Below are 13,604 nucleotides of genomic sequence, written 5' to 3'. Positions count from 1 at the left end.
TAGAATCGACGGGTGACTCAGAAAGCGCGCCTCTACTCGGGAATGCAGCCCTCCGCCGATTCGCTCCAGATCGGAAACTACATCGGGGCCCTCCTGCAGTGGCGCGACATGCAGGACACGTACGACGCGTTCTTCTCCGTCGTCGACCTGCACGCCCTCACGCAGCCGAACGACCCGGCCGAGCTCCGCGAGAAGACCCGCCGCACGGCCGCGCAGTACATCGCCGCGGGCATCGAGCCCTCGAAGTCGACCCTCTACGTGCAGTCGCACGTCCGGGCCCACGCCGAGCTCGCCTGGATCCTCTCCACGATCACGGGCTTCGGCGAGGCCGGGCGCATGACGCAGTTCAAGGACAAGTCGCAGCGGTACGGCAGCGACCAGACGAACGTCGGGCTGTTCACGTACCCGATCCTCATGGCAGCGGACATCCTGCTCTACCAGACGCACGTCGTGCCCGTCGGCGACGACCAGAAGCAGCACGTCGAGCTCACGCGCGACCTCGCCGAGCGCTTCAACGCCCGCTACGGCGAGACGTTCCGCGTGCCGCAGCCGGTCATCCAGAGCGAGACGGCGCGCATCTACGACCTGCAGAACCCGACCGCGAAGATGTCGAAGTCGGCCGAGTCGCACGCAGGCGTGCTGTGGCTGCTCGACGACGTCGACGTGACGGCGAAGAAGATCATGCGCGCCGTCACCGACAACGAGGGCGTCGTCGCCTACGACCGCGAGACGAAGCCGGGGGTGTCGAACCTCCTCACGATCTACGCGGCGCTCACAGGGCGGCAGATCCCGTCGATCGAGGACGAGTACGCCGGCCGCGGCTACGGCGACTTCAAGAAGGGCCTCCGCGACGTCGTCGTGGCCGAGTTCGAGCCGGTGCGCACGCGCGCGCTCGAGCTGCTGGACGACCCTGCGGAGCTCGACCGTCTGCTGGCCGTCAACGCGGGCAAGGCGGAGTCCGTCGCGGACGCGACGCTGCAGGACGTCTACGATCGCGTCGGGCTGCTGCGCCGTGCGTGAGACGCTGGCTCTGCGCACCGCGCGCCTCGAGCTCGCGCCGCCCATCGCCGACGACATCGACGCCATCCACCTCGCCTGCCAGGACCCCGCCGTGCAGCGCTGGACGGCCATCCCCTCCCCGTACACGCGCGACGACGCGGCGGCGTTCGTCGCCCGCTCGATCGAGCGGAGCCGGACGGGCGAGGAGTGCACGTGGGCCGTGCACGATGCGGAAGGGCTCGTCGGGATGATCGGCCTCCACCGCATCGCCGACGGTGCGGCCGAGATCGGCTACTGGATGTCCGCGGGGGCGCGCGGACGCGGATACGGCGCGGAGGCGGGGTGCGCCGTGGTCGACTTCGCGCTCGGCCCGATGCGACTCGAGCGCATCGAGTGGCACGCCGTCGCGGGCAACGAGGCGTCGGCGCGGCTCGCGCAGTCGCTCGGCTTCCGCTTCGAGGGCACGCGGCGCGAAGGCCTCCGCACCGACGGACGCCGCGAGGACGCCTGGATCGCCGGGCTCGTCTCGACGGACGACCGCTCGCCCGTGGAGTGGCCCGTGCTCGCCCCGCGCACGGCCCCGCTGCGGGTGCGCCGCCGTCGCCCCCGGCCCGCCCGGACCTCCGCGCCGCGCACCGCCGCCTCCATCGCGCTGCAGGGGTAGCGCCGCCTCGGGACACACCGCAGGAGATCCGACCGCTGGGCCGGGACGGTCGCCGCGATTCGCGGCGACGCGGCGGGGACGAGCCCCGGAGTTCCTGCGCTGTGTCCGCCGACGCCGGTGGAGGGATGTCCGGCTGCGCCGCGAACCGGGCCGTCGCTCAGCCCTGGCGAAGCGCGCCGCACTCGAGCAGCCCGCGGACGGCTTCGACGAGCCGCCACGGCTCGTCGAAGAGCATGCGAGCCGTCACGCGCACGCAGGCGTATCCGCAGCGGGCGAGGGCGAGATCGCGCCGGCGATCCTCGACCTGCGCCTCCCAGCGGGTGTGGAACTCGCGGCTGTCGCACTCCACGACGATCCAGCCGTCCACGACGAGATCGACGCGCCCCACGCCGGAGATGCGGACCTGCACGTCCACCGGCCTGCCGAGCACCCGCAGCGCGAGCCGCGCCAGGGTCTCGGGCCCCGACTCGGCGCGGCCGTCGACGAGGGGCCGGAGAACGGCGTAGCGATCGGGCAGGAGCGCGAAGACGGCGTCGAGGTCGCACTCGTCGACGACGCCGAGGAAGAGCGCGCTGTCGATCGTCGCGACGGCGTCTCGCGGCGACTGGCACCGCACCGCCTGCGCGAGGCCGGCGACGGGATCGGAGAGCATCGCCGCGGCGTCGGCGCCGTCGTCTCGCCAATGGACGACGACGGCGCCGTCTGACGCGAGCGGACGCCGACGCTCGTCGGGGGAGCCGAGTCGGCCACCGTTCGCGGGCACCTGGATGTGGAGGTGGCCGGCGCAGCGGACGAACACGCCGCGCTCCACCATCGCCGAGATGCAGTCGAGGCGGCCTCCGATGCGCCCGGCCTGCTGGACGGCGGTCGACTCGCCGCCCGACAGGTAGACGTCGCGGCGAGCGCGCACGAGCAGTCCGTGCTCGAGGGCACGCCGGATGCCGCGCCGCCCGAGTCCCCGCGCCCGCAGATCGGCATACGATTCGGCGCGCGGCACGCGACGCGCCTTCGCCCGGCGCTCCGTGCTCGTGACCATGACCGCATCGTCTCGGGTCGAGGACATGCGGCATCGCCATCCGCGGCATCTGGGGACGCTCCACCCGCGGTCGGGCGGCTGTGCACGGGGCGTCGGCCTCTGCCATCCGCGGAGTGCAGGCCGTTTCGGCGAACACACCGCAGGAGATCCTGCCGCTGCGCGCGGCGCATCGCCGCGATTCGCGGCGATCGACCGGTCGTCCGCCCCGGATCTCCTGCGTCGTGTCCGCAGGCCGTCGACGCGGCTCACCGCACGGCGTACTTGAAGCCGAGGTGCGAGCCGGTGAAGCCGAGGCGCTCGTAGAAGCGGTGGGCGTCGACGCGCGCGGCGTCCGACGTGAGCTGCACGAGCGCGCAGTCGAGGACGCGCGCCACATCCTCCATGACCCACCGCATGAGCGCCGTGCCGATGCCGGTGGAACGCAGATCGCTCCGCACCCGCACCGCCTCCACGAGCAGACGCGACGCGCCGCGCCGGGCCATGCCGGGGATGCGTGTGAGCTGCAGCGTCGCGACGAGCGCCCCCTCGCCGTCGACCGCGACGAGGAGCGCGTTCGATGGCTCCGCCTGGATGGCCGCGAGCGCATCCGCGTAGCGGGCGCGGTCGCCGGGGGCTGCCACGTCGCCGCGCGCCGCGCTCACGGGGTCGTCGGCGAGCAGCTCCATGAGCGCGTCGAGGTCGGACGGATCCGCCGGGCGGACCGTGACGGCGCCGATGCGCGCCTCGAGTTCGACCGGGAGGACGAGATCGGCGATCATCCCGCCAGTCTGCCAGCCGTTGCGGATGCCGGCGGCGCCGCGGAGGATGGGGGCATGCCCGAGATGCCCGAGGTGGAAGGACTCGTCCGCTTCCTGCGGGCACGCGCGACGGGGCTCGCGATCACGCGCGTGCAGGTCGCCGCGATCGCCGCGCTGAAGACCTACGACCCTCCCGTCGACGCCCTCGTCGGCATGCGCGTCGACGGCGCGGAGCGGCACGGCAAGTTCGTCGGCCTGCGCCTGGATGACGGCGCCCATCTCGTCTTCCATCTGGCGAGAGCCGGATGGCTGCGCTGGAGCGACGTGCTCCCCGCGACGGTCGTGAAGCCGGGCCGCTCGCCGATCGCGCTGCGCGTCGGGTTCGACGACGGCTCGGGGTTCGACCTCACGGAGGCCGGCACGAAGAAGTCGCTCGCGGTGTACGTCGTGCGCGACCCCGCCGACGTGCCCGGCATCGCGCGCCTCGGCCCCGACCCGCTCGGCGCCGGCTTCGACCGCGACGCGCTCGCCGCTCTCCTCCGCGGTCGCCGCACGCAGGTCAAGGGCCTGCTCCGCGACCAGACGATCGTGGCGGGCATCGGCAACGCCTACTCCGACGAGATCCTCCACGCCGCCCGGATGTCGCCCTACGCGCTCGCCGCGACCCTCGGCGACGACGACGTCGACAGGCTCTTCGACGCGCTGCGCACGACGCTCGCGGATGCGGTCGAGACGGCGTCGGGCAAGCCTCCGGCCGAGCTGAAGGACGCCAAGCGACGCGGGATGGCGGTGCACGCCCGGTCGGGAGAGGCCTGCCCCGTCTGCGGCGACACCATCCGCAGCGTCTACTTCGCCGACACAGACTTCCAGTACTGCCCCACCTGCCAGACGGGCGGGAAGGTGCTCGCCGACCGGCGGCTGTCGCGGCTGCTGAAATGAGGCGACTCATGCGCGCCGGGGAATAACGACCCCCGACCGCGGTTGGCTATGCTGAGTGCAGAGATACGTGCTCCGGGGTCGGTGAGAATCCGAACCGGCGGTGACAGTCCGCGAACCCCTTCCTCGGGAGGGGCCGATCCGGTGGGATTCCGGAACCGACGGTGATGCAGGCGCAGCCTGCGAGTCCGGATGGAAGGAAGCACGCGATGACGTCCTTGCGAGGGCGCCGTTCGCGAACCCCGACGCGTCGAGACGGAGGTTCGGATGGCGATCAGCGAGACGGAGCGACGGGCGATGTCCCGCGCGCTCGAGCTCGCCCTGCGGGGGCCGCGCAGCCGCAACCCACAGGTGGGCGCCGTCCTGCTGTCGCCGGAGGGCGAGACGCTCGCGGAGGGCTGGCACCACGGGGCGGGGACGCCGCACGCCGAGGTCGACGCGCTGTCGCAGCTGGCGCCGGGGGCCGCGCGCGGCGCGACCGCCGTCGTCACGCTGGAGCCGTGCAATCACACCGGCCGCACGGGGCCGTGCGCCGAGGCGCTCATCGAGGCCGGCGTCGCACGCGTCGTCTACGCCCTCGACGACCCGGGCGACGTCGAGAGCGGGGGCGCCGACAGGCTGCGCGCCGCGGGAGTGTCGGTCGAGAGCGGCCTGCAGGCGGACGACGCGCGTGCGCTGCTCTCCTCGTGGCTCGACGTGCGCGCGCTCGGCCGCCCCCGCGTCACCGTGAAGTGGGCGCAGAGCCTGGATGGCCGCGCCGCCGCCGCCGACGGCACGAGCCGCTGGATCACGGGGCCCGAGGCGAGAGCCGACGTGCACGTGCGCCGAGCCGCGGCAGACGCCATCGTCGTCGGGACGGGGACGCTGCTCGCCGACGACCCTGCGCTCACGGCGCGCGACGGCGACGCGCTCCACGCGCACCAGCCCGTTCCGGTGGTCATCGGGTCGGCGGCCATCCCGAACGGCGCCGCCGTGACCCGTCATCCGCACGAGCCGCTGCACTACGCGACCCGCGACCTCGGAGCCGTGCTCGACGACCTGCTCGACCGGGGCGTGCACCGCGTGTTCGTCGAGGGCGGGCCCACGCTCGCGAGCGCCTTCCTCGCCGCCGACCTCGGCGACGAGGTCCTCGTCTACCTCGCCCCCACCCTCATCGGCGGGCCGCGGCTCGCCATCGGCGATCTGGGGGTCGACTCGATCGACGCCCAGCGGCGCCTCTCGATCGACGCCGTGGAACGCCTCGGCGAAGACCTGCTCATCATCGCGCGCCCCGGCGCACGGCCAGAAGGAGGCCACTGACATGTTCACCGGCATCATCGAGGAGATCGGCCGAATCACGGCGATCGAACCGTCCGGCGACGGCGTGCGGCTGAGCCTGCATGCTCCCGCCGTCGTGGTCGACGCCCATCACGGCGACTCCATCGCCGTGAGCGGCGTGTGCCTCACGGTCGTCGACTGGGACGCCGACGGCTTCACGGCGGACGTCATGCGGCAGACGCTCGACATGTCGACCCTCGACGGGGCCGTCGTCGGAACCTCGGTCAACCTCGAGCGCGCGACGGCGTCGGGCGGACGGCTCGGCGGCCACATCGTGCAGGGGCACATCGACGGCACCGGCGCGGTCGTCGACGTGCGACCCGGCGAGCAGTGGCGCGTCGTGCGCGTCGCGCTCCCTGCGCATCTCGCGCCCCTCGTCGTCGACAAGGGCTCGATCGCGGTCGACGGCGTCTCGCTCACGGTGAGCGCCGTCAGCCCCGCCTACGAGCCGTCTCCGTGGTTCGAGGTGTCGCTCATCCCCGAGACCCTCGCCGCGACGACGCTCGGCGACCGCCGCGTCGGCGATGCCGTGAACCTCGAGACCGACATCCTCGCGCGTCACGTGCAGCGTCTGCTCTCCTTCGGAGCGGCGGCGCAGGGCACGACGGCGGCCGGTGCCGGTACCCCGGTCGCGGCGACCTCAGCGGGGGCGCCGCAGCCGGGCCCCGGCCGGGGCGCCCTCCGCGCCCAGCGCGCGGCCGGGACGGGCGAGGAGACCTCCTTCGCCACCTACGACGTCCCCGCGGCCGACTTCGTCGTGCTGCGGACCCCCGCGGAAGGACCCACGCGATGAGCCTCGCGAGTCAGCTCTCCCCCCTCTCCGACGCGATCGAGGCGCTGCGCGCCGGGCGCCCCGTCATCGTCGCGGACGATGAGAACCGCGAGAACGAGGGCGACGTCATCCTCTCGGCCCAGCTCGCGACGCCCGAGGCGATCGCGTGGGCCGTTCGATACTCCTCCGGATTCCTCTGCGCCCCCATGCCGCGGGAGTGGGCCGACCGGCTCGACCTGCCGCCCATGGTGGCGGTCAACGAGGACGCCCGCTCCACGGCCTACACCGTGAGCGTCGACGCGGCCGACGGCGTGACGACCGGCATCAGCGCGCACGACCGCGCCCGCACGGTGAACGTGCTCGCCGATCCCTCGTCGACGCCGACGAGCATCATCCGGCCCGGGCACATCCTGCCGCTGCGGGCAGTCGACGGCGGCGTGCGCGAGCGCGCCGGCCACACCGAGGCCGCGGTCGACCTCATGAAGCTCGCGGGTCTGCAGCCCGTCGGCGTCATCGGCGAGATCGTCGCGGAGGACGGCGACATGATGCGCCTCCCCGGGCTCCTCGAGCTGGGTGCGCGCGAAGGCATCCCCGTCATCACGATCGAGCAGCTCATCGCGCATCTGCACGAGAACGAGCCGACGGAGGCGCCCGCGGTGCCGTTCCGCCGCCAGGTGAGCCTGCGCGCCGACTCCACGGTGCCCACCTCCCACGGCGTCTTCCGCTTCCTCGCGTACAAGGACCGCGTCACGGGCACCGACCACCTCGCGGTCGTCAAGGGCGACCTGAAGGATGGCGCCCCGCTCGTCCGCGTGCACTCGGAGTGCCTCACGGGCGAGGCGTTCGGCTCGCTCAAGTGCGAGTGCGGCCCGCAGCTCGACGCCGCGCTCGACGCCATCGAGCAGGACGGCGGAGTCGTCATCTACATGCGCGGCCACGAGGGCCGCGGCATCGGCCTCATCAACAAGCTGCGCGCCTACGCGCTGCAGGAGCGCGGCTACGACACGGTCGACGCCAACACGGCGCTCGGCCTGCCCGCCGACGCGCGCGACTACGCGGCGGCCGCCGGGATCCTCGCCGACCTCGGCGTCGAGCGCATCCGCCTGCTCACGAACAACACCGACAAGGTGGACCAGTTGCGCGCGCTCGGCCTCGACGTCGCCGAGCAGGTGCCGCTCATCGTCGGCGTCGGACCGAACAACCACCAGTACCTCGAGACGAAGCGCGACCGCATGGGTCACATCATCGGGGAAGAGGCGCTCGCGCAGGCGGTCGCCCGGATGCACGAAGGAGCACAGCAGTGAGCGGCAAGGGAGCGCCCGAGCAGGGCGGCATCGCAGGAGACGGCCTGACGGTCACGGTCGTGGCCGGGACCTGGCACGAGCAGATCACGGACGGGCTCATCGCCGGAGCGCGCCGCATCCTCGAGGAGGCCGGAGCGGACTGGTCGCTCGTGCGGGTACCGGGATCGTTCGAGCTCCCCGTCGTCGCGAAGGCCGCGCTCGACGGGGGTGCCGACGCCGTCGTCGCCCTCGGCGTCATCATCCGCGGCGGCACTCCGCACTTCGACTTCGTCTCCAACGCGGCGACGGACGGCCTCACGCGCGTCGCCCTCGACACCGGCAAGCCCGTCGGCTTCGGCGTGCTCACCCTGGACGACGAGCAGCAGGGCATCGACCGCGCCGGCCTCCCCGGCTCGAAGGAGGACAAGGGCGCGGAGGCCGCGGATGCCGCCATCCGCACCGCGCTGACCCTGCGGGAGCTGCGCGGCCGAGGCTGACAGACTAAGGCTCGCCTTGCTTCTACATCACGTAGAAAACCCCTAGGGTGGCGCCATGGAGATCCTGCGCAGCATCGTCCTCGTCGTCCACCTCGTCGGCTTCGCCACCCTCTTCGGGGCCTGGCTCGTCGAGGCGGTGAACAAGCGCACGCAGGTGACGCGCCTCATGCACTGGGGCCTCGCGATCGCGGGCGTCGCCGGCCTCGCCCTCGCCGCACCGTGGGGCATCGACCATCCGCTGAACTACGCGAAGATCGGCGTGAAGTTCGCGATCCTCCTCGCGATCGGCGCCCTCCTCGGCATCCTCGCCGCGCGGCAGAAGCGCGGTGCGCAGATCGCCGCTCCGCTCTTCTGGGCCGTGGGCATCCTGACCCTCGCGAACGCCTCGATCGCGGCGATCTGGTGAGACGCGAGGACTGAGCACTCCGCTCAGTCCTCCGATCGCAACGGGCCGCCCGCTGCGCACTGCGTGCGCGACGGGCGGCCGTCCGCGTCTTCCTGCGTGATGCGGGCATAGGATGGACGATCGTCATGAAAACCGCATCCGCCTCTCCCGCCTCGAAGCCCGCGAACTCCCGCAGCCGTGTCATCACGGCGAGCCTCGTCGGCACGACGATCGAGTTCTACGACTTCTACGCGTACGCGACCGCCGCCGTGCTCGTCTTCCCCGCGCTGTTCTTCCCGACGGGCAACGAGACCACGGCGCTGCTGGCGTCGTTCGCGACCTTCGGCGCCGCCATGCTCGCCCGCCCCGTCGGCGCCATCGTGTTCGGCCACTTCGGCGACAAGCTCGGCCGCAAGGCGACGCTCGTCGCATCGCTCCTCACCATGGGCATCGCGACGTTCCTCATCGGCGTCCTCCCCACGCACGCCCAGATCGGCGCGTGGGCGGCGCTCCTGCTGCTCATCCTCCGACTCGCCCAGGGCTTCGCGCTCGGCGGCGAGTGGTCGGGCGCCGCGCTCGTCGCGACCGAGAACGCCCCGGCCGGCAAGCGCGCCCTCTACGGCACGTTCCCGCAGCTGGGCGCTCCCATCGGCTTCATCATCGCGAACAGCCTCTTCCTCGTCATCAACTTCCTCATGCCCGCCGAGGGCGGCGCGGCCTCCGAGGCGTTCCTCGCCTGGGGATGGCGGATCCCGTTCCTGTTCTCCGCCGTCATGGTCATCATCGGCCTGTGGGTGCGCCTGAAGCTCGTCGAGTCCGACTCGTTCGTGAAGGCCGAGAAGCGCGGGGCCATCCAGAAGTTCCCGCTCGGCGCGACGGTCCGCAGCCACTGGCGACCGCTCATCCTCGGCACGTTCTACATGCTCGCGACGTACGTGCTCTTCTACCTCATGACGAGCTTCACGCTCGCGTACGGCACGCGGCCCACGGCGGCACCCGAGGGCACCGACGCGGCCGCGTTCGTGCCGGGCCTCGGATTCACCTACGTCGACTTCGTGCTCATGCAGATCATCGGCGTCGTGTTCTTCGGGCTCTGCACGCTGCTGTCCGGGCCGCTCGCCGACTCCATCGGCCGCCGCAAGCTCCTCATCTGGGTCACCTCCGCGATCATCGCGTTCGGCCTGCTGTTCGTGATCTTCCTCCTGCCGCAGGGCGACGCGAAGTTCACGGGCGCGCTCGTGCAGGCGTTCCTCATCTTCGGCTTCCTGCTCATGGGCATGACGTTCGGGCCCATGGGCGCGCTGCTCCCCGAGCTGTTCCCGACGAACGTGCGCTATACCGGCTCCGCGATCTCGTACAACGTCGCGTCCATCCTGGGCGCCGCCGTCGCGCCGTCGATCGCCCTCGGCCTGTGGGCCCTCGGCGACGGCAACCCGTGGCTCGTCGGCGTGTACCTCGCCGCAGCCGGCGTGCTCACCCTCGTCGCGCTCCTCCTCGGCAAGGAGACGAAGGACGTCGAGCTCGACGACGACGCGGCCGTCGCCGCGACGGCGCGCCGCTGACCCCGATGTGAACGGCAGTGGCACCCCGTCCTCCCGGACGGGGTGCCACTGCCGTTCACAGCCCGTAGGCCTCCAGAAGGCGCAGCCACACCTCGCTCATGGTCGGATACGACGGCACCGCGTGCCAGAGCCGCTCGAGCGGGACCTCGCCGACGACGGCCACGGTCGCGGCGTGCAGCAGCTCGGCGACACCGGGCCCGACGAACGTGACGCCGACGAGCACGCCGCGCTCCTCGTCGACGACGGCGCGCGCGGCCCCCGCGTAGCCGTCCGCCGTGAGGGACGCTCCCGCCACCGATCCCAGATCGTAGTCGACCACGCGGATGGGGATGCCCTGATCCTCCGCCTGCGCCGCGGTGAGCCCCACCGACGCGACCTCGGGGTCCGTGAAGACGACCTGCGGCACGGCCGCGTGATCGGCGGTCGCGGCGTGCGCCTGCCACGGGCGGTCGCTCACCTCCTCGCCGCGGGCGCGGGCGACGATGACGTCGCCCGCCGCGCGCGCCTGGTACTTGCCCTGGTGGGTGAGGAGCGCGCGGTGGTTCACATCGCCCGTCGCGTAGAGCCAGTCGGTGCCTGCGACGCGGAGCGTGTCGTCGACCGCGAGCCAGGAGCCGGGCTCGAGGCCGACCGTGTCGAGGCCGAGATCGGCCGTGCGGGGCACGCGTCCCGTCGCGACGACGACCTCGTCGACTTCCACGGCCTCGCCGCCCGCGAGCTCGATGCGCACGGCGCCGCCCTCCCTGTCCACGCGCGACGGATGCGCACCGAGGCGCACCTCGACGCCGCGGTCGCGCAGCGCCTGCGCCACCCGCTCCCCCGCGACCGGCTCGAAGGCGGACAGCAGCCCCGATCGGGCGAGCAGCGTGACGCGTGCCCCGAGGTCGGAGAGGAACGTCGCGGCCTCCGCGGCGACGACGCCGCCGCCGATGATCGCGACGCGACCGGGAACCTCCTGCAGCGAGGTCGCCTCGCGGCTCGTCCACGGCCGGGCGTCGGCGAGCCCTGCGATGTCGGGCAGCAGCGCGGCCGATCCCGTCGCGACGACGACGGCGCGGCGAGCGATCAGCGTGGTGTCGCCATCCGCGCCCGACACGACGATGCGCCGCTCGCCCGCGAGCCGGCCATGGCCGCGGACGAGGCCGATGCCCGCGCCCTCGACCCAGCGGACCTGGCCGGAGTCGTCCCAGCCGCTCGTGAAGCCGTCGCGGCGACGCAGCACCGCCGCGGGGTCGAGCGCGCCGCCCTCGACGCCGGCGGCCCGCGCAGCGCGGAGGGCCGCGCCGGTGCGCAGCAGGGCCTTCGAGGGCATGCACGCCCAGTAGGAGCACTCGCCGCCGACGAGCTCCGACTCGACGAGCACCGCCTCGAGGCCGCCTCGCACCACGCGATCGGCGACGTTCTCGCCCACGGGGCCGGCGCCGATCACCACCACATCCGTCTCGCGCACTGTCATGCTCCGACGGTACCCGCGGCCCCGCCGGACGCGGAGACCTTGACAGTAGGCTGGTTCGCGCCGCCGGCAGGAAAGCAGAGTCATCGTGAGCGACACCCGCAGATCCCCGTTCGCCCGCCCTCGCACGGAGGACGGGCCTCGTGCGTCGTTCCGCCAGCTGCTCCCGTTCCTCCTCGAGCACCGCGGCGTGCTCGTCGCCGTGGCGGTGCTGAGCGTCGTCGAGGCGGTCGCGACGCTCGTGCAGCCGCTCCTCATCGGCGAGGTGATCGGCCGCGTCGAGACCGGCGCGGCCCTCGGATGGCTCCTGTGGGGTCTCGTCGGGTTCGTCCTGTTCTCGAGCGCCGTCGGGGCGTACCAGCACTTCCTCCTGCAGAAGACGGGCACCGCGGTCGTCTACTCGAGTCGTCGTCGCCTCATCTCGCGCATCCTCCACCTGCCCGTGCGCGAGTTCGACGCCCGGCGCACGGGCGACCTCGTCTCACGCGTCGGCTCCGACACAACGCTCCTCTACGCCGTGCTCACGCAGGGTCTCGCCGACAGCGTCGGCAACGCCCTGCTCTTCGTCGGCGCGCTCATCGCGATGGCGTTCATCGACCCCGTGCTGCTGCTCGCGATCGTCGGCGTCCTCGCGGTCTCGGCCGCGTCGGTGGGGCTCCTCTCCGGCCGCATCCGGGCGGCGTCGGCGGCGCAGCAGGAGGCGGTGGGCGCGCTCGCGAGCGGCGTCGAGCGCGCGATCGGGTCCATCCGCACCGTGCGCGCGGCGGGCGCGACCGACCGTGAGGAGGAGGCGGTGGGGGCCATGGCGACCGACGCCTACCGCGCGGGCATCCGCGTCGCGAAGGCCTCGGCGCTCGTCGTGCCCGTGGCGGGCATCGCGCTGCAGGCGTCGATCCTCGTCGTGCTGGGCGTCGGCGGCATGCGCGTCGCCTCGGGCGCCCTTTCGATCGCGAGCCTCGTGACGTTCGTCATGTTCCTCTTCCTCCTCGTCATGCCGCTCGCCTCGGCGTTCGGCGCGATCGCGAGCGTGGGACAGGCGCTCGGCGCGCTCGGCCGCATCCAGGAGGTGCTCGACCTCCCGACGGAGGACGCCGACGACCGCGTCGCGGCGGATGCGTCGCCCGTCGAGGGCGCCCCCGCGATCGCGTTCCGCGACGTGCGCTTCTCCTATCCCGCGGCCGCGGTCGCCGCCCGGGAGGAGGCCGCGCAGCGGGCCCAGGTCGCGCACCTCGAGCTCGCCGATGCGCCCGCGGGCGACGGAGAGGTGCTCCGCGGCGTCTCCTTCGACGTGCCGCGCGGAGCCCGCATCGCCCTCGTGGGCCCCTCGGGGGCGGGCAAGTCGACCATCCTCTCTCTCGTCGAGCGCTTCTACGACCCGACGGGAGGGGCCATCCTGCTCGACGGCGTGGACATCCGCGATGTCGCGCGCGAGCGGCTGCGCGCGTCATTCGGCTACGTCGAGCAGGATGCGCCCACGCTCGCGGGCACCCTCGCCGACAACCTCCGCCTCGCGTCGCCCGACGCCTCCGACGCCGACTGCGACCGCGTCCTGCGGGCCGTCAACCTCGGGGACGTCGTCGACCGCGGCCCGCTCGGCATCGACACGCCGGTCGGAGAGGACGGCGTCATGCTGTCGGGCGGCGAGCGGCAGCGCCTCGCGATCGCCCGTGCGCTCCTCGCCGCCGCGCCCATCCTCCTGCTCGACGAGTCGACGTCGTCGCTCGACGGCGCCAACGAGCAGCGGATGCGGGAGGCGATCGACGCCGTCGCCGCCGGCCGCACGCTCATCGTGATCGCGCACCGCCTCTCGACCGTCGTCGACAGCGACGCCATCGTCGTCCTGGAGCGCGGGCGCGTGATCGGCATCGGCACGCACTCCGAGCTCGTCCGCGACGTGCCGCTCTACCGCGATCTCGCGAAGCACCAGCTGCTCGTCTGATGCGGTCGTCGGCGGTCGAGGGCA

At 73.0% G+C, this 13,604-nt stretch carries 12 protein-coding genes, 1 pseudogene and 1 riboswitch; of the genes and pseudogenes, 10 read left to right on the top strand and 3 right to left on the bottom strand.

The genetic code is table 11. The annotated features are described in order from the left end of the window. The first annotated feature begins 12 nt into the window (after window positions 1-12). On the top strand, window positions 13-1,020 hold the full coding sequence (gene trpS / locus ABD998_RS14625) for a tryptophan--tRNA ligase (protein ID WP_345440623.1): 1,008 nt from the start codon (window positions 13-15) through the stop codon (window positions 1,018-1,020). Continuing rightward, entirely contained in the window at window positions 1,013-1,663 is a 651-nt protein-coding gene (locus ABD998_RS14620; RefSeq protein ID WP_345440620.1) for a GNAT family N-acetyltransferase, read from the top strand. The genes trpS and ABD998_RS14620 overlap by 8 nt, the downstream gene beginning before the upstream one ends. 157 nt (window positions 1,664-1,820) lie before the next feature. Here the strand turns inward: ABD998_RS14620 and ABD998_RS14615 are convergent, their stop codons facing one another. Continuing rightward, window positions 1,821-2,699, bottom strand: coding sequence for an endonuclease domain-containing protein (locus ABD998_RS14615; RefSeq protein ID WP_345440617.1), 879 nt, complete (start codon window positions 2,697-2,699; stop codon window positions 1,821-1,823). A 245-nt stretch (window positions 2,700-2,944) separates the two neighbouring features. Next, window positions 2,945-3,457 carry a GNAT family N-acetyltransferase gene (locus ABD998_RS14610; RefSeq protein WP_345440614.1) on the bottom strand — a complete coding sequence of 171 codons (513 nt, stop codon included), beginning with the start codon at window positions 3,455-3,457 and terminating at the stop codon, window positions 2,945-2,947. 54 nt (window positions 3,458-3,511) lie between these two features. Between ABD998_RS14610 and ABD998_RS14605 the strand changes: the two genes are divergently transcribed. The 7 genes and pseudogenes from ABD998_RS14605 (at window position 3,512) to ABD998_RS14575 (ending at window position 10,188) form a co-directional block, all read left to right on the top strand. Continuing rightward, window positions 3,512-4,375, top strand: coding sequence for an Fpg/Nei family DNA glycosylase (locus tag ABD998_RS14605; RefSeq protein WP_345440611.1), 864 nt, complete (start codon window positions 3,512-3,514; stop codon window positions 4,373-4,375). A 64-nt stretch (window positions 4,376-4,439) separates the two neighbouring features. Beyond that, window positions 4,440-4,581: riboswitch (FMN riboswitch) on the top strand. Window positions 4,582-4,639: 58 nt separating this feature from the next. Next, window positions 4,640-5,671 (top strand): bifunctional diaminohydroxyphosphoribosylaminopyrimidine deaminase/5-amino-6-(5-phosphoribosylamino)uracil reductase RibD, encoded by a 1,032-nt coding sequence (ribD, locus tag ABD998_RS14600; RefSeq protein ID WP_345440608.1) that lies wholly within the window; start codon window positions 4,640-4,642, stop codon window positions 5,669-5,671. Between the two features lies 1 nt (window position 5,672). Next, a pseudogene (locus tag ABD998_RS14595) lies at window positions 5,673-6,278 on the top strand (riboflavin synthase); the annotation flags it as partial. 200 nt (window positions 6,279-6,478) lie between these two features. Next, entirely contained in the window at window positions 6,479-7,765 is a 1,287-nt protein-coding gene (ribA, locus tag ABD998_RS14590) for a GTP cyclohydrolase II (RefSeq protein ID WP_345440605.1), read from the top strand. Continuing rightward, window positions 7,762-8,241 carry a 6,7-dimethyl-8-ribityllumazine synthase gene (gene ribH, locus ABD998_RS14585; protein ID WP_345440602.1) on the top strand — a complete coding sequence of 160 codons (480 nt, stop codon included), beginning with the start codon at window positions 7,762-7,764 and terminating at the stop codon, window positions 8,239-8,241. Before ribA ends, ribH begins: the two co-directional genes overlap by 4 nt. A 55-nt stretch (window positions 8,242-8,296) precedes the next feature. Then, entirely contained in the window at window positions 8,297-8,647 is a 351-nt protein-coding gene (locus tag ABD998_RS14580; protein ID WP_345440599.1) for a Fe-S protein, read from the top strand. Window positions 8,648-8,772: 125 nt separating this feature from the next. Continuing rightward, window positions 8,773-10,188, top strand: coding sequence for an MFS transporter (locus ABD998_RS14575; RefSeq protein WP_345440596.1), 1,416 nt, complete (start codon window positions 8,773-8,775; stop codon window positions 10,186-10,188). A 55-nt stretch (window positions 10,189-10,243) separates the two neighbouring features. Here the strand turns inward: ABD998_RS14575 and ABD998_RS14570 are convergent, their stop codons facing one another. Next, window positions 10,244-11,644, bottom strand: coding sequence for a dihydrolipoyl dehydrogenase family protein (locus ABD998_RS14570; RefSeq protein WP_345440593.1), 1,401 nt, complete (start codon window positions 11,642-11,644; stop codon window positions 10,244-10,246). An 82-nt stretch (window positions 11,645-11,726) separates the two neighbouring features. Here ABD998_RS14570 and ABD998_RS14565 point away from each other — a divergent pair, with 82 nt between their 5' ends. Then, a complete protein-coding gene (locus ABD998_RS14565) occupies window positions 11,727-13,580 on the top strand; it encodes an ABC transporter ATP-binding protein (RefSeq protein ID WP_425562993.1) in 1,854 nt (617 codons plus the stop codon). Window positions 13,581-13,604 lie beyond the last annotated feature (24 nt).

Source organism: Microbacterium gilvum (assembly GCF_039543865.1).
Classification (GTDB): Bacteria; Actinomycetota; Actinomycetes; order Actinomycetales; family Microbacteriaceae; genus Microbacterium; species Microbacterium gilvum.
This window is presented reverse-complemented; position numbering and strand designations above follow the sequence as displayed.

Bases quoted from the DNA above. Each gene is read 5' to 3' on its own strand.
- ribD (WP_345440608.1), top strand. From the start codon at position 4,640: ATGGCGATCAGCGAGACGGAGCGACGGGCGATGTCCCGCGCGCTCGAG.
- ABD998_RS14575 (WP_345440596.1), top strand. From the start codon at position 8,773: ATGAAAACCGCATCCGCCTCTCCCGCCTCGAAGCCCGCGAACTCCCGC.
- ABD998_RS14580 (WP_345440599.1), top strand. From the start codon at position 8,297: ATGGAGATCCTGCGCAGCATCGTCCTCGTCGTCCACCTCGTCGGCTTC.
- ABD998_RS14570 (WP_345440593.1), bottom strand. From the start codon at position 11,644: ATGACAGTGCGCGAGACGGATGTGGTGGTGATCGGCGCCGGCCCCGTG.
- ribA (WP_345440605.1), top strand. From the start codon at position 6,479: ATGAGCCTCGCGAGTCAGCTCTCCCCCCTCTCCGACGCGATCGAGGCG.
- ABD998_RS14615 (WP_345440617.1), bottom strand. From the start codon at position 2,699: ATGGTCACGAGCACGGAGCGCCGGGCGAAGGCGCGTCGCGTGCCGCGC.
- ABD998_RS14605 (WP_345440611.1), top strand. From the start codon at position 3,512: ATGCCCGAGATGCCCGAGGTGGAAGGACTCGTCCGCTTCCTGCGGGCA.
- ABD998_RS14610 (WP_345440614.1), bottom strand. From the start codon at position 3,457: ATGATCGCCGATCTCGTCCTCCCGGTCGAACTCGAGGCGCGCATCGGC.